Here is a 13,977-nt window from a genome sequence, read left to right on the forward strand (position 1 = left end):
AAGCATTAGCAAGCAGCAGTGTGTCCTTACGCAGGTGTGCATGGGTGTTGATGTGTGTGTGAGGGTGTCTCCCCCGGCAAAATGCGTTACAGCGTTACAGCCGCTGTTATCTATTGCGCTGCAGTCGATCTGGGCATAACGGTGGGGTGTTGCGGGGTGTCATGGCTGTGACGCTGAACCTCAGAGAACCGCCAGTGGAATCGCCACCGCCCGCGTGACCATGCCGGCGCCGCAGAAGCGCACCGGCCCGCGGCGTTGGGCGCCAGCCAGGCGCAACAGCACCACCGCCCAGCCATGGGCCCAGGCCGTCTCCCGCAAGATGTGGGCGATCGGTTCGGCCGTGTTGCTCACCAGCAGATGGGGCGACTCCAGCCGCAATCCCTGGCGGGCCAGGGCCTGCCCAGCCAGCTCGGCGCTGATCTCCAGGTCATGGGCCTGGTGGGCAGCCAGCTCCACCAGTTCGCCGATGGTGCGGGTGACGCTGCGATCGGGGCACTCCACCCGCAACTGGTGCTGCAGGACCGTCTGGATGCAGCGCTGCTCATCGCTGAGCTCGGTGCTCTGGCTGTAGCTCTCCCAGTCGTGGCAGGCGATGCACTGCTCGGCCTCCTCCTGGGTGGGGACGACATCGCTGAGCAGCGACCAGGCGCCGGCCATCAAGGTGCCGTACTGATCGCCCAGCCGCTGGGAATCGAAGTGCCGCGCCGCCGCGCGGGTGAACACCCCTTCCGCCTGACGGATCATCGGAATCAGGCCCACGGTGCGGGCAATCAGGCGACGCCCCAGCTCGCTGGAAATGTGGCGATCCAGGTCACGATCCAGCGCGGCCCAGTGCAGCTCCCGCTCGCCCTTCGGCAACTCGGCGGGGTTGCGCAGGGTGAGCTGGGCAAAGCGGCTGCGGTCCGCCCCCTGCTTGAGGGCGGTGGCAATCGAGCTGAGCAGAAACATCGAGCGCACCCGGTAGCGGCTCACCTCACCGCTCGGGGAACCCTTGAGCAGGGCTGCGCCGCTCTCGCTGCTGGCCACCCGCGCCAGGGACAGGATCCCCTGCATCCGCTGCTGATCCGGCCGCTCGTTGCTCTCGGCCTCGTCAAACACCACGGGCATGGCGTCGGAGCAGATCGACTGGCGCACTGCGGCTTCTGTGGTCGAGCCACTCACCGGCAGGGCAAAGTCTCCCAGCAGGGGGGTGATGTAGCGCTCGAGGATCGCGCTCTTGCCGGAGCCCGCACCACCGGTGAGCCAGACATGGGGCCGCCAGCGCAGCGAGCCGCAGATCGGCCCGAGCACCACCCAGCCCACCAGCAGGGTGCCGGAGGCGGGCACATCCCAGTGGAAGCGGTTGGCGATGCTCACGATCACCGCCGCCTCCTTCACCGACAGCGGCTCCACATCCCCCGGCCCATCGAGCCGCGGCATGCGCTGGTAGACGTAGCGGGAGCGAAAGGGGCTGGTGATCAGGTGCTCACCCTCGGGGGTGACGAGCCGATCGCCCAGATGCAGCAGCGGGCGGCCGTTATCCCACCAGGCCCCGCGACCACGGATGCGATCTGGGCTGAACAGCCCAGCGGCGATCGAGCGCTCATAGAGGTCGCTGGCCACCGCCGACCAGTTCACGCCGGTGCGGCTCGGGTAGAGGGTTTCCCAGTGGGCCAGGGGCGCCAGGGCCACCAGATGGGTGGCGGTGTGCGCCGAGCGACTGAGCCGCAGCACCTGCCCGGTGCGGCCGGAGCGGTAGTAGCTGGCTTCGCCGTCGTAGCCGAGGCACTGGAACGGCGCCCCGCCACCGCCACCTGCCGGTGACTCAGCGGACGTGGGCTCCTGCTGATCAGCTTCTGCGTCCTGGTTCGAGGCCCCTTCCGCAGCCGGCGGCGCCTGCAGCCACTGCTGCAGATGCTCGGCCGCTTCCGCTGGGCTCCAATCGGCATCAGCTAGATCCCATCCCTGCGGTAAGTCGGCCGGGGGATCCACCAACGCGACGCTGCAGCCCTGCTCGCTCAACAGTGGTGCCAGCCGCGCTGTGGCCTTGCGGCCTGGCGCGTCGGCATCGGGCCAGAGCGTCACCGACCGCCCCGCAAGCGGCTGCCAGTCGGCCTTGCCGATGGCGTTGGTGCCGTTGGCCCAGCTGATCACCACGTGATCGGGGAACAGCAGCGCGGCCGCATCAGCCGTGCCCTCCCCCTCCACCACCAACACCGGAGCCTCTGGCCGTTGGGCCAACCCCGGCAAGCCATAAAGGGGCCGAGGCGCCGGCCAATCACAGGAGAAGGGATCACGGCGACTGGGGCGGTGCCAACCGCCATCGAGCCAGACCCGATGCAGGAAGCCCTTGCGGCCATTGCGGCCAGGGCAGAGCCGCTGAATCCAGAACAACTGGGCGCCGCTGGCGTCGCGGTAGCACCACTGGGCGATGGCGCCCTGATCCAATTCAGGCGGCTGGGCTTCAGCAGGCGGCGCCTCAGGTTGGCGCCAGGGCCGACTGGCGTGGCAGGGGAATCCTGTGACCGCTGGGGCCTTACCTCCGCTGCCGTTGCCGCTGGATCCCGACTGGGGTCGATGCCGCCCGACCCCGTCCCGCTCCAGGCCCAGGTAGCGCTCCACCTCCTCGCAGGCCTGGCGGAAGCTCCAGCGGCGTACTCGCATCAGCAGGTCTATCCCTGTCCCACCACCGCCGAGGTGGTCCTTGCCGCCGCACTGGTTGCAGAACCAGGAGCCGTTGCCGTCCCGGTCGTCAAAGCGGTACCGATCCCTCCCCCCGCAGGCGGGGCAGGGCTGATGGCGATTACTGAGCTGCTCGGCCGGCAGTCCTGCCAGCGCCTCAAGGATTTCACGCCAGCGGCCATTGGCCGCCGTCATCACGTCGGTTGCCATGGGTTTCGCTGTGGATCAACGATGATCAGCGCTTGCCACGAGCAGTGGCCCCGGCACGGCCAGGCCGGCCTGCTCTGCCGCGATCGCCGCGTCGATCACCTGGCGCAGCACCGCCGAACGGCTGAGGGTGCCATGGGAGCGACGCTCGTCAAGCCAAGCCAACTGCGCCTCAGTAATAGAGACGCTCAGCGGTGACGCAAAGGAGGCCATGAATGCCTGGAATTCTGAGCACAGCCTAAGCATGACCGGCAAGGCTTGGTAAATTAGGTATTGCTGAGTTGCCTATCTCGGCGCAAAGCCTGCCGCCTTGTTCATGGCCCCGATCGTCCTGCGCGACTACCAGCAGCAGTTGCTGACCGACCTCCGCGCTGCCCTCAAGGTCCACCGCCGGGTCTGCGCCGTCATGCCCACCGGTGCGGGCAAGGGCCAGACCATCGGCGCTATCGTGCAGGGGGCAGCCGGCAAGGGACGGCGCGTGCTGGTGCTCGCCCACCGGGCCGAGCTGATCGACCAGCTCACCACCACGGTGCGGGCCTGGGGCCTGGAGCCAGGCGTCATCGCGCCCGGCCACCAGCTGCAGGGCAGCGGGGTCGCGGTGGGCTCGGTGCAGACCGTCGTTCGGCGGCTGGAGGTGCTGCCGGCGCCGGATCTGATCATTCAGGACGAGGCCCACCACCTGGTCCCAGGCAATGTCTGGGGCCGCGTCATCAACGCCTGGCCCCAGGCTCTCCTGATCGGCAAGACCGCCACGCCCGAGCGGCTCGACGGCAAGGGTCTGGGCGTGGAGGCGGGCGGCTATTTCGAGGCCCTGGTGCTGGGGCCCTCAACCGCCTGGCTGGTGGAGCAGGGCTGGCTGGCGCGGCCCAGGGTCTTCTCCTGGCCTGGGGCGCGCAACAGCAAGCTGCGGCGCCACATGGGCGACTTCGATCTGGAGGAGGCAGCCCGGGCCTACGGGGAGCGGGCCGCCATCGGTGATGCGGTGTCCCACTACCAGCGCCGGCTGCACCCGGGCACAGCGATCTGCTTTTGCTGCACCACCCGCCACGCCGAGCAGATGGCCTGCGCCTTCCGCACTGCAGGAATTCGCGCCGCCTCGGTGAGCGGCAGCACCCCAGCGGAGGAGCGCAAACGCCTGATCGCCGGGCTGGCCACCGGTGAGGTGGAGGTGCTCAGCAGCTGCATGATCATTTCCGAGGGCACCGACATCCCCTCCGTCGGCGGCGCGATCCTGATGCGACCCACAGCCAGCCTGAGCCTCTACCTGCAGATGGTCGGCCGGGCCCTGCGGCCTGCACCGGGAAAGAGCGAGGCCGTGATCCTCGATCACGTCGGCAATGCCCATCGCCATGGCCTGCCCACCGAGGAGCGCGACTGGAACCTGGCCGGCCGCCACCGCCGCGAGGGTGTCTCGATCCCGATCAAGGACTGCCCGGTCTGCTTCTGCAGCTGCCCCAGCGCAGCGCAGGTTTGCCCCGACTGCGGCCATCTGTTTCTGGCCGAGGAACGCGATGAGCAGCGCCGCGGGCTCCAGCACGTCGAGGGCGAACTGGTGGAAGTCACAGATGCAGACCGGCACCGGCCCAAGCCCAGGCAGCACCAGCAACGGCCCCGGCGCACGCACCCGGCCGCGGGCTGCCGAACCTACGAGGAACTGCTGCAACGCGAGCAGGAGCGGGGCTACAAACCCGGCTGGGCCAGACACGTCTGGGCGGCACGGCAGCGCACAACGACCAAAAGCAGTACGCTTTGACGTACGGGCAGCAGGAACGCCATGACCACCGTTTCAGCCACAGAAGCCCGCAAGCGGCTTTACGCCCTGATCGATGAGGTGGGTCAGTCCCACGAGCCCGTGCAGATCACCGGCAAGCGGGGCAATGCTGTCCTGCTCTCGGAAGACGACTGGCGGGCCATCCAGGAGACGCTGCATCTGGTCTCGATTCCTGGCATGCGCGAATCGATCCTGGAAGGCATGGCCACGGACCCCTCGGAGCTGAGCAGCAAACCGGGCTGGTGAGCTGGACCGTTCTCTTCACCAAGCAGGCCCAGAAGGACGCCCGCAAGCTCGCCTCGGCCTCTCCAGCGCTCAAGCAGAAAGCCCAGGCCCTGCTGGAACTCTTGGCCGTCGATCCCTATCAGCAGCCACCGCCCTATGAAGCCCTCGTCGGGGAGCTGCGCGGAGCCTGCTCACGGCGCATCAACATCCAGCACCGGCTCGTCTACCAGGTGCTGGAGGAGGAGCGGATCGTGAAGGTATTGCGCCTCTGGACCCACTACGAGTAGGCGCGCCGTTCGCGATAAGGACGTATTGGCGGCCGAGCCAGATCTGTCAATACAAGGCAGCTATTCGCTGATCTGCGAATACATGCCCATCGCTGACGGCCAGTCCGGCAACAGGAGGCATGGCCTCCTCCCCCAGCGAACACGAAATCCAGCAGCGCATCCGCCTGGCCTGCGGCCGCGGGCCGGTGCGGCTGTGGCGCAACAACACCGGCGCCCTGGTCGATCAGCAGGGGCGCTTCGTGCGCTTTGGGCTGTGCAAGGGCAGCAGCGACCTGATCGGGCTGCGGTCGCTGGAGGTCACTTCAGAGATGGTCGGCCAGCAGCTCGCGCAGTTTGTGGCCCTGGAGGTCAAGACAGCCCAAGGCGTGCTCAGCCCTGAGCAGCGGGCCTTCCTGCGGCTGGTGAAGCAGTTCGGCGGCGTGGCCGCAGCCTGTCGCTCTGTGGAGGAAGCCGAGCAGTTGCTTGGCGTGCCGAGGCAAGCGCCGCTGGGACACTGATGGATCCGGCAGAAGTGCAGCAGCGGCTGAAGCGTCTCGCGCAGGCCCATCCCGGCGAGCACCCTTACACGCTTGCTTTGAAATTGCAGGCAGAGTCAGGAAAAATCATCACTGGGCAGCTTGCCAAGCAGATCCTGCAGAGGCTCGGACATGATCAGACCTGATATGCCAGGACGTGTCAGGAGGTGACTAGGAGTGCCAAGTTTGCCGTATGGTTCGAGGAATCCCATTCAGGATCCTGAACGTGGCCATCACCTACGCGGAGCTGCTTGAGCGCCAGGAGGAGAACCGCGCAGCGTTCGGTCGGATGTTGCTGAACTGGCGAAGAACCAACGGCTGGACCCAATACACCGCCTGCAGCTGGGCGGAGGAGGCCGGGTTCGAGGCGATCTCCTACGGCAACCTCTCGGTGATCGAGCAGGGCAAGGCCGGCGAGCTGCGCCAGAAGGCCTTCTGGCAGCTGGGCGAGCTGAACCGCCGTATCGCCGAGAAGGACTGGGGGCCAGTCAAAAACCAGGCGATCAAAGAGAAGCTGGAAGACTCCATTCCGCTGGGCGACGAGGAATGCCCGGCCTGGTCGCCGCTGGAGCTCTGGGCTTGCTACTGCGGCCTGCGGGACGTGCCGGAAGCATTCCGCACCACGCCCGCGCCGACCATTGGTCAGCGCAAGGCCACTGAGCTCTCCAGCAAGTGGCGCAACCAAATGCGCCGGGTTGTCGACGAGTGCGCGCTCGAGCCCAGCGACGCCCTCAACTCCCTGGCGGACAAGGCCAGCGAAGAACACCGCAAGCGCTTCTACGCCGTGCTCACCGGCTTTGGCGACTACAAGCCGGAAGAGCTGGCCCCGCTGTGGATCGAAGGCGACGTGTACCTGCCCAAGCGCTGGCTGGACCAGTGGGAGGCGGCCAGCAGAAAGGGCGCCAAGCCCGGCGGTCGCAAAGGAAAGAAGCAAATCACAGTCGGATAGCTAGGAATTAACAGTCGCTGTGAATGCGGCTTTTGGTAAAGAGTTCTAAGATCCTGATCAGCGGGCAACCGCCCGATCCGATTCGTTATGGCTCCACCTCTCAAGTCCTCAGATGCCGGCGTTGAGGCGCCGCCGGCTATCCCGGCAGACGCCACCCCTGAGCAGCAGCTCACCCATGCCCTGGCCAGCTTTCAGGCTCAGGTGTCCCCCATCGCCACTGCCGATCTTGCGGCGGTGGTGAACTCTGCCCGTCCCGCCTTCCGCAAAGGAATCGGCTGGTCCGCTCACCTTCGCGAAGAGCAAGGGCGTTCACGACTGCAGGTCACGGTGATGCACGTCGGCGGGGCCGAGCTCTGCAGTGAATCCTGGGCTGATGAGGTCGAGGGTCTGCCAGAGGCGGTCGGGCAGATGTTGGCCATGCTGCTGGGCGTTCCTGTGTCCATTCAGGCTTGGGCTGTACAGCCCTGTTCAGATTCAGAAAGGCAGCTGACTGAAAAGTCTGATGTGGATCGCCCGCAAGAGACTTGCAATGATCAACAAGTCGACGATCCTGCTGTTGAGAAGTCAGTCCCCTTGGTTGACTCCAGCGATGACGGCCCTTCTGCAGACGGCGATCCAGGCCTGGCTCCCCTCACGCATGAAGAGATCAGCGAGGTCCACCGCCGTGTGCTCGCGCTGCCGCAGGCGGCTCGGCGTGAGCTGACCAAGGCCTTCCGCGAGCACTTCCAGGTGCCGCGCAATGCCCGCTCCATCGGTGACCGCATCAGCCAGCGGCAGCACAGCAACTTCATCGCGCTCTTCCTGGAAGAAGCGCAGGGTCAGCTTTCGCCCGAGCCTGTTGCGGAGCCCGGCTCATGAGCGAGCGCCATCATCCCCGGCCGCACCGCCGCTACGGCGAGCAGCCCCGCTCCCAGGCCGGGCGCCATTTCATCCAGACCCAGGTGCGCACCGATGTGTACCTGCGGGTCCGCGAGCTGATGGAGGCCCACAACCTCTCCGCCAGCGGAGCCGTGCATCACCTGCTGCGCGAGCGCTTGGGTTTGCCGCCGCTCCCCCCGTTCGATCAACAGCCCGTTTCCACCAATCACCCCGATCCAACCCATGGCTAAAACGATCTTCCGCGCACCCCTCGCTGAGGTGCGATGGGCCCATCTGATCACCCCCAGGCATCAGCTCGATAGGAGCAAGCCCAAGGCCTGGACTTGCGATTTGCTTCTCCCCAACGGAGACGAGAAGGCCCAGACCTTCCTGCTGTCGATGGAGGACCAGTTCATCGCCCTGCACGGCAGCCACAAGCGCCGAGCCGAGAAGGGCTTCCCCTGGAAGGCCGATAAGGAGAAGCCGAGCGAGATCACGGTGGTGCGCTTCAAGGTGCCGCAGTTCCTGCGGCGCGACGGTTCTCTCTCCGAGGGGCCCCGCATCGTTGATGCCAGAAAGCAGCCCTGGGATGGGGCCGCCATCGGCAACGGCTCCAAGGTTGTGGTGGCTTTCGATATCTACGACTGGGACGGCGAAAACGGTTGCGGCATGACCTTCCAGCCCCGCGCCGTTCAGGTGGTCGAGTTTGTGCCCTACGAGCAGGTCGACCCCACCGACGGGTTTGAAGAGGTCGACGGCTACACCACAGCCAGCACTGCCCATCACGAGGAGGAGGCGCCCTTCTGATGCCACTCAATCGTCAGGGCCACAACAACTCTGGGACCTGGAGCGGCAGGCCCCCTCACCGGCCCGCTCCCCAGCTGCCTGCCTTCTGCCGAAGCCGACGGCCCACCACTGTCGCGGTGACAGCCAGCAGCCTCGCCGCGATGCGCCTGCTGGGCCTACTGGGACTGACGGTTCAGCTCAGCACGTTGCTGCTGGTGCTCGCCGGGCCGGTGCCGCCTCGCACGACAAGCACCAACACACCGCTTTCAGACCGATGAATAAGACGACGACCCCATCCCATTCCGCCGCAGTTCTCGCCTCAATGGATCACCCGGCTCTGGTCTCCCGTTCCTGGAACGGCACGCCGATTTCTCGGCGCACCAGCGATGGCTACGTCAATGCCACCGCGATGTGCAAAGCCAATGGCAAACGCTGGAAGGACTACCGCGAGTCCGACCGGTGCCAGCGCTATCTGGATGCTCTGGAAAGCGTGGCCGGAATTTCCGTCCACGCCCTTGTTGAGTCCCGCTCAGGCGGCGCCGGGGGCGGCGGCACCTGGGTCCATCCCCAGGTCGCCGTCGACCTGGCCCGCTGGATCAGTGCACCGTTTGCGGTGTGGATGGACGGCTGGTTTTTAGACAGCGTCCAGCAGCTGCAGCCGGCGCCGGTGGAAGCGACTGCTGCACCCCGGCTGCGGCAAGCCGAGGTGATCGCCCTGGTGGAGAGCAGCATTGGCTTGTTCGAGCGGCTGGGCGGCCTGGATGAACGCGACCAGCTCCTGTTCAAAGACATCGTGCGCAGCAACGTGCTCACCGTGAGCTCTGGACTGCTGCCTGGCACCCCCGCCGACGACGAGCTGACCCTCAGCGATGCCTGGCTGGAGGTGTTCCAGCAAGCGCTGCCGCGCGACCAGTTCTGCGCTGCCGGCAAGCTCGTGGCCAGGGCCTACCGCAAAGAGTTCGGCGAGGAGCCCCCTTGCCGCCAACAGTTCGTTGACGGTGCCCCGCGTCAGGTCAAGAGCTACCGACGCTCCTGGCTGATCGACACCCTCAAGCGCTTTCGCGCCCAGCTGGCAGGGGGCTGATGGACACGCCGACAACTTCATCGCGCCAGCGGGTCTGGGTCACAACAGCAGAAGCGTGCGCAGCTCTGGGGATGAGCCGCGAAACCCTCCGCCAGCTGCGGCTGCGGGGGGTGCTCACCCCCGGTAAGCACTACCGCCGCTGGGGCTGCACCCAGGGCCGAGGCCCCCTGCAGTGGCATCTCGAGAATGTGGAGGCCACTATCACTGGCTGGAGCCGGCGGCATCTGCGCCTCTGATGCCTTATCCGCCCGATTGCAGGGGTGGAAGGGCACTCAGAGAGAGGAACAACCGCTCCGGTCGTCCTGGCAAAGGCCGGAACCCCATCGACGCGTAGAAGCTGTGCAGGCGTGCGCGTTCCGCGTCTCCAGCGGCGCCCGTCACATCGAGCAACATCAGCCGCACCCCCAGGATCTGCCCCGCCCGCTGGCACTGCTGCATGGCATCCACCAGCAGGATGCGCCCCAACCCTTGGCCTTGGTGTCTCCCGTCGACAGCGAGGTGACTGAGAAAAACGCCTGGAATCAGATTCGAGCGTGGTGCCCGCGGGACAGCATCGGCAGGCACATCAGCCACGCCGATGGCATGGGCATTGATGGCGTAGAAGCCGAGACAGGCCCGAGGTTCGCCTGCCTGGGCGGTGTCAGTGGCGACGTAGAGCCGGGTGTAGCCATCACGCTGCTGCCGCTTGGCGGTGCGGCGCAGAAAGTTGTCCTGGCTGTCGCTGCCGCAGCGGAAGTCTTTGGTGTCGTGCAGGCCAGGGTCAAAGGCTTCGATCCGGTAAGCCACCGGTTCAGGAGCGCACGACCTGGTCCTGGTGCAGCTGCCAGGCCTCCAGCAGGGCGGGCGTTGGCGTGGTCGCTTCGTCGAGGGCGGCGAGCAGAGCCTGGTGATCGCCCTGGCTGAGCAGGGTCTGCTGCCTGCCACTGAGCAGCTCCTGGGCACGCGCATATGCCGACATCACCACGAAGGCGGAGGCCTCGATTCCCATCAGGTCAGCCGCGGCCTCAATGCTGGCCTTCACCGAGGGCTTGGTGCGCTGGTCCATCCGAGCCGAGCGGGGCTCGTCGATCGCTTCGATCGCCGCATGGAGCGCGGTCTCGACCGGTGACATGGCACACCAGGAATAGCCTCCTGATTGTACGGGCGATGGCCGTACGTGGCAGATGTGTGCATGACGGTGCTGACCACTGAGGGAGTCATCCCTCAGTGGTCAGCCTTTGCTCTGCCTTGGCGAAGGCGTCATCCACCACATCGTCGCCGCACCAGCGGCTGTAGGCCGCCAAGTGGGTCTGCACGCTGTGCCCCATCGCCGCGGCCACCACCTTGGGCGGAAGATCGCAGATCACATGGGCGCGGTGGGCGTAGCCGTGCCGGCAGGAATAGAGCACCAACTTTTCTCCCTGGGCTTCGTACTGCTGGCGCAGGCGTTGCCAGTGTTCTCGCCGCAGCAAGTAGCGACTGAAAGAATCCGAGCCGAACCCGGCTCGCATGGGTGGAAGCCTTGCCGGATCAAAGGTTTCAAGAAGCTGCCATTCCGTGGCCCATTGGTCACAAGGCAACAGCCGCAGGGGCCTGGGCTTGGTTTTGCCACGAGAGGCAACCTTTTCATACATGCACCAGAGCCGTCCCTGGCGAAGCTGCAGGTGCTGCAGCTCTTCGGGTCGCAGGCCAAACGCACAAAGCAGTTGGAAGGCAAACCTCCAGCGCGGATCTGGGATGGTCTCCACTACCGCCAGGATGTCCGGAACGGCAATCGGTGTGGTGACTGTGCGGTTCTCCCGTGACCGGCCGATGAATGTTGAGAGCTCCGGTGGCGGAGCCCATGGGCCTGTAAGCAGCTTTTGGCTCACTGCCCAGCGCAGCAGCGCAGCGGTGTACTGGATTTGCATTCGTCTGGTACGGCAGCCAGGCCGCTGACTCCACTGATCGGCTTGCGCCTCCAGCAGTTGGGTCGCATCGCGGATAACCGGTGGACCTTTCACGGTCTTGAGGACCAGCGCCATGCGTGGCCTGTAAAGCCGCTCCCAGGTTGTTTCTTTGATCTCGCCGCTGCGCAGCTTGTGCTGCTGATACCGGCGAATCAGGCCCGGCCAGTCGATTGGGGCCGATCGATTGGTTGTAGCCGTGGCCATGACGCTGGGTTGCAGCACTGACGGCTCGCTGGCCATTGCTGCAGCCTGGCGCCTGGCATCAGCTTCAGCCTTGGCCTCACTCAGTTCGGCGATGGCCTGCTCCAGCGGAACTCCTTGATGGAAAGCGTCGTAAACCGCCACCACCCCATCACGAATGGCTTCGAGTTGGTCCGACTCCCAGGGGTACGGCAGCAGCAGCTGTTTCCGATGCCCATCGCCTGCTCGGGCCGTGATGTGAAGCCGTGCACGTCCCCTGAAATTCGACACCGTCCAGCCGCTGCGGCAGCCCCTCTGGCTAAGAGCCCGCAGCACGCCGCCACGGAGCAACACATCCCATTCCGGGACCGCTGGCATGTGAGAAGGTTTGTGAGAAGGTCCTTCTCACAGCCTGGCACGGGCGAGCAGAAGCAGGCAAAGGCTGTCAGGGCAAAAGCCAGTGCCAGAAAGGCTTTTGGGTCGAGAAAATAGGCTCTGATTGAAACGCCCCCTGATGGATTCGAACCATCGACCGACTGCTTAGAAGGCAGTTGCTCTATCCAGCTGAGCTAAGGGAGCTAGCGACGGCATTTTGGCAGGCTGGTTCAGCGAAGGCTGGATCTGGATGCCTTGTGCCTCCTAATGTGATGGGCTCTTGATCGGCATCCATGGCCCCGCGTCGTCTTAGCGACAGCGAGAAGCAGGATCTGGTCGGTCGCTACAAGGCCGGCGAGTCAACAGCTGCTTTGGCTGAGGCCTTTGGCTGCAGTCCCAACACCGTGAGCCGCACGGTGAAAGCACTGCTTCCCGCTGATGCCTATGCCGCACTCAAGGCCAGCCGGCAAAAAGGGGCTGTCACCCCTCCCCCAGCAGCCGTTACTGAGGCTGACTCCCCAAATGACGACGACAGCAGCCTGGCTCTCGATGACGCGGATGACTTCGGCGAGGACCCCGAGGAGGAGCTCACTGACGATGATGACAACGGCAGCGCTGAAACCTTCACGGAGCTTGTTCCCCTCCTCGGCGTGGGAGATCTCAGTGATCGCCCCCTGAATCAAGCCCAGCCGTTTAGTGTCGAACTGTTGCCAGACAGCGCCTACATGCTGGTTGACAAGGTGGTTGAGCTGGATGCGCGCCCCCTTAAGGAGTTCCCCGAGTTAGGCCTCCTTGACGACACCGAACAGGAACGCCAGGGGCTGTGTTTGTATGCCAGCCCTCGAGCTGCCAAGCGCCAGTGCGGCCGGAGTCAGCGGGTGATCAAGGTTCCTGATACGGCTGTCTTTCAGCGCACCAGCAGTTACCTGCTGGCCCGGGGCATTACACGACTGGTGCTGGACGGAACCTTGATTGCGCTGGATGCCTGAGCACGGCCGCTGATTGCTCTTCGCTGATTGCTCTTAATCGAAGCGATCGCGCTGATCTGGAAGCAAAACGGCCGTCGCGGTCCCGCCGCTGATCACCCCGATCACCATCGCAATCCCCACGAGAAAACCCGTGGGAAGAGGCAATGAGCGCTGCCCCCCGAGTTGGAGCGTGTGGCGATCCTGAAGGTTCTGGGCTCCAAGGCAGAGCAGTAGCAGCAGCAGCAGGCCACCGCCAAAGCTGATCAGCAGAAGACGCAGGCGAATCAACACAGCACAACCGTCGACGGGCTCAGTTTGACGTGCCCTGGTGCAGGAGGGCATACAGGCGTCGTTTGGACAGCCCTGTGGTCTGGGCCAGTTGCCGGGCAGCGTCGCTGGCGCTTGCACCCTCGTCCTGCAACGCCTGCAGCTGCCTGAGCAGGTCGTCGTCGTTGGGTTCTTCCAAGTCCTGCGATGGTGCTCCCCCCAGCACAACCGTGCATTCCCCTTGGGGCGGGTGCTGCCGAAAGTGCAGCAGGGCGCGATCCACCGTCGGCCCCACCTGTTCTTCATGGCGTTTGGTCAGTTCCCGTGCCACCTGCAGAGGACGGTCTCCTCCGCAGTGGTGCTGGAGTTCCTCGAGCAACGTGATCAGGCGGTGCGGCGCCTCGTACAGCACCGTTGTGCGGGGTTCATGGCTGATGGCTTCGAGGCGGGCCCGCCGTTCCTTGCCTTTGGCCGGCAGAAATCCTTCGAAGCAGAAGCGTCCGCTGGGCAGTCCGCTGCTCACCAGAGCAGTGGTGGCGGCACAGGGGCCGGGGATGCAGATCACGGGATGACCGGCCTGTTGCGCGGCGGCCACCAGCTCTTCACCGGGGTCGCTGATGCCCGGCAGCCCGGCATCACTGATCACCGCCAGGCTTTGCCCCTCCGCCAGCAGATCCAGCAGTTGGGGCAGGCGGGTGCGGGTGTTGTGCTGATGAAAGGACAGCTTGCGGCCGCCCGCTCCAAGGCTGCTGAGCAGCTGTCCGCTGTGGCGGGTGTCTTCACAGGCGATCACATCCACGCTGCGAAGCAAATCGCGGGCTCGTGGCGACAGGTCCCCCAGATGACCAATGGGGGTGCCCACCAGATAGAGGCTCCCGCCGCTTGGTTCATCCCGCTGCATCACAATGGCGAGCAC

At 65.5% G+C, this 13,977-nt stretch carries 20 protein-coding genes and 1 tRNA gene; 13 read left to right on the plus strand and 8 right to left on the minus strand.

Features of this window, described 5'->3' with window-relative positions; translation table 11 throughout:
* Positions 1-180: 180 nt before the first annotated feature.
* Complete coding sequence (locus SynA1544_RS02925; protein WP_186514769.1) at positions 181-2,871, minus strand: primase-helicase zinc-binding domain-containing protein; 2,691 nt, start codon at positions 2,869-2,871, stop codon at positions 181-183.
* A 15-nt stretch (positions 2,872-2,886) separates the two neighbouring features.
* Positions 2,887-3,081 carry a hypothetical protein gene (locus SynA1544_RS02930; protein ID WP_186514770.1) on the minus strand — a complete coding sequence of 65 codons (195 nt, stop codon included), beginning with the start codon at positions 3,079-3,081 and terminating at the stop codon, positions 2,887-2,889.
* A gap of 103 nt (positions 3,082-3,184) precedes the next feature.
* Between SynA1544_RS02930 and SynA1544_RS02935 the strand changes: the two genes are divergently transcribed.
* The 12 genes from SynA1544_RS02935 to SynA1544_RS02990 all read left to right on the plus strand — a co-directional run bounded on the left by SynA1544_RS02935 (position 3,185) and on the right by SynA1544_RS02990 (position 9,579).
* Positions 3,185-4,621, plus strand: coding sequence for a DEAD/DEAH box helicase (locus SynA1544_RS02935; protein WP_186514771.1), 1,437 nt, complete (start codon positions 3,185-3,187; stop codon positions 4,619-4,621).
* A 21-nt stretch (positions 4,622-4,642) separates the two neighbouring features.
* A complete protein-coding gene (locus SynA1544_RS02940; RefSeq protein WP_186471680.1) occupies positions 4,643-4,885 on the plus strand; it encodes a type II toxin-antitoxin system Phd/YefM family antitoxin in 243 nt (80 codons plus the stop codon).
* The gene (locus SynA1544_RS02945; protein ID WP_186514772.1) at positions 4,882-5,151 is read left to right on the plus strand and encodes a Txe/YoeB family addiction module toxin; all 270 of its coding nucleotides are present in this window, start codon (positions 4,882-4,884) and stop codon (positions 5,149-5,151) included. The genes SynA1544_RS02940 and SynA1544_RS02945 overlap by 4 nt, the downstream gene beginning before the upstream one ends.
* A 119-nt stretch (positions 5,152-5,270) precedes the next feature.
* Entirely contained in the window at positions 5,271-5,648 is a 378-nt protein-coding gene (locus SynA1544_RS02950; protein WP_186514773.1) for a VRR-NUC domain-containing protein, read from the plus strand.
* Positions 5,648-5,812, plus strand: a complete 165-nt coding sequence (locus tag SynA1544_RS02955) for a hypothetical protein (protein WP_186471815.1) — start codon at positions 5,648-5,650, stop codon at positions 5,810-5,812. The genes SynA1544_RS02950 and SynA1544_RS02955 overlap by 1 nt, the downstream gene beginning before the upstream one ends.
* 80 nt (positions 5,813-5,892) lie before the next feature.
* Positions 5,893-6,615 carry an XRE family transcriptional regulator gene (locus SynA1544_RS02960; RefSeq protein ID WP_186514774.1) on the plus strand — a complete coding sequence of 241 codons (723 nt, stop codon included), beginning with the start codon at positions 5,893-5,895 and terminating at the stop codon, positions 6,613-6,615.
* 87 nt (positions 6,616-6,702) lie between these two features.
* The gene (locus SynA1544_RS02965; protein WP_186514775.1) at positions 6,703-7,473 is read left to right on the plus strand and encodes a hypothetical protein; all 771 of its coding nucleotides are present in this window, start codon (positions 6,703-6,705) and stop codon (positions 7,471-7,473) included.
* Positions 7,470-7,724, plus strand: a complete 255-nt coding sequence (locus SynA1544_RS02970; protein ID WP_186514776.1) for a hypothetical protein — start codon at positions 7,470-7,472, stop codon at positions 7,722-7,724. The genes SynA1544_RS02965 and SynA1544_RS02970 overlap by 4 nt, the downstream gene beginning before the upstream one ends.
* The gene (locus SynA1544_RS02975) at positions 7,717-8,280 is read left to right on the plus strand and encodes a hypothetical protein (protein WP_186514777.1); all 564 of its coding nucleotides are present in this window, start codon (positions 7,717-7,719) and stop codon (positions 8,278-8,280) included. Before SynA1544_RS02970 ends, SynA1544_RS02975 begins: the two co-directional genes overlap by 8 nt.
* On the plus strand, positions 8,280-8,537 hold the full coding sequence (locus SynA1544_RS02980) for a hypothetical protein (protein WP_186514778.1): 258 nt from the start codon (positions 8,280-8,282) through the stop codon (positions 8,535-8,537). Before SynA1544_RS02975 ends, SynA1544_RS02980 begins: the two co-directional genes overlap by 1 nt.
* The gene (locus SynA1544_RS02985; RefSeq protein WP_186514779.1) at positions 8,534-9,343 is read left to right on the plus strand and encodes a KilA-N domain-containing protein; all 810 of its coding nucleotides are present in this window, start codon (positions 8,534-8,536) and stop codon (positions 9,341-9,343) included. Before SynA1544_RS02980 ends, SynA1544_RS02985 begins: the two co-directional genes overlap by 4 nt.
* Complete coding sequence (locus SynA1544_RS02990; RefSeq protein ID WP_255477695.1) at positions 9,343-9,579, plus strand: helix-turn-helix domain-containing protein; 237 nt, start codon at positions 9,343-9,345, stop codon at positions 9,577-9,579. The genes SynA1544_RS02985 and SynA1544_RS02990 overlap by 1 nt, the downstream gene beginning before the upstream one ends.
* Positions 9,580-9,583: 4 nt before the next feature.
* On the opposite strand, the gene SynA1544_RS02995 is transcribed toward SynA1544_RS02990, so the two are convergent.
* From SynA1544_RS02995 to SynA1544_RS03010, 4 genes are all read right to left on the minus strand, one after another.
* Positions 9,584-10,129: an N-acetyltransferase gene (locus SynA1544_RS02995; protein WP_186514781.1), complete on the minus strand. Its 546-nt coding sequence runs from the start codon at positions 10,127-10,129 to the stop codon at positions 9,584-9,586.
* Positions 10,130-10,133: 4 nt separating this feature from the next.
* A complete protein-coding gene (locus tag SynA1544_RS03000; protein ID WP_186471674.1) occupies positions 10,134-10,454 on the minus strand; it encodes a DUF1778 domain-containing protein in 321 nt (106 codons plus the stop codon).
* 85 nt (positions 10,455-10,539) lie between these two features.
* Positions 10,540-11,829 carry a hypothetical protein gene (locus SynA1544_RS03005; RefSeq protein ID WP_186514782.1) on the minus strand — a complete coding sequence of 430 codons (1,290 nt, stop codon included), beginning with the start codon at positions 11,827-11,829 and terminating at the stop codon, positions 10,540-10,542.
* Positions 11,830-11,956: 127 nt separating this feature from the next.
* A tRNA-Arg gene (locus SynA1544_RS03010) sits at positions 11,957-12,030 on the minus strand.
* An 89-nt stretch (positions 12,031-12,119) separates the two neighbouring features.
* Between SynA1544_RS03010 and SynA1544_RS03015 the strand changes: the two genes are divergently transcribed.
* Positions 12,120-12,815, plus strand: a complete 696-nt coding sequence (locus SynA1544_RS03015; RefSeq protein ID WP_186514783.1) for a helix-turn-helix domain-containing protein — start codon at positions 12,120-12,122, stop codon at positions 12,813-12,815.
* A gap of 33 nt (positions 12,816-12,848) precedes the next feature.
* Here SynA1544_RS03015 and SynA1544_RS03020 read toward each other — a convergent pair whose 3' ends face one another.
* Together SynA1544_RS03020 and rsmI are read right to left on the minus strand one after the other, a co-directional pair.
* Positions 12,849-13,085: a hypothetical protein gene (locus SynA1544_RS03020; RefSeq protein WP_186514784.1), complete on the minus strand. Its 237-nt coding sequence runs from the start codon at positions 13,083-13,085 to the stop codon at positions 12,849-12,851.
* Positions 13,086-13,104: 19 nt separating this feature from the next.
* A complete protein-coding gene (gene rsmI / locus SynA1544_RS03025; protein WP_186515420.1) occupies positions 13,105-13,962 on the minus strand; it encodes a 16S rRNA (cytidine(1402)-2'-O)-methyltransferase in 858 nt (285 codons plus the stop codon).
* Positions 13,963-13,977 lie beyond the last annotated feature (15 nt).

The organism is Synechococcus sp. A15-44, from assembly GCF_014280115.1.
Classification (GTDB): domain Bacteria; phylum Cyanobacteriota; class Cyanobacteriia; order PCC-6307; family Cyanobiaceae; genus Parasynechococcus.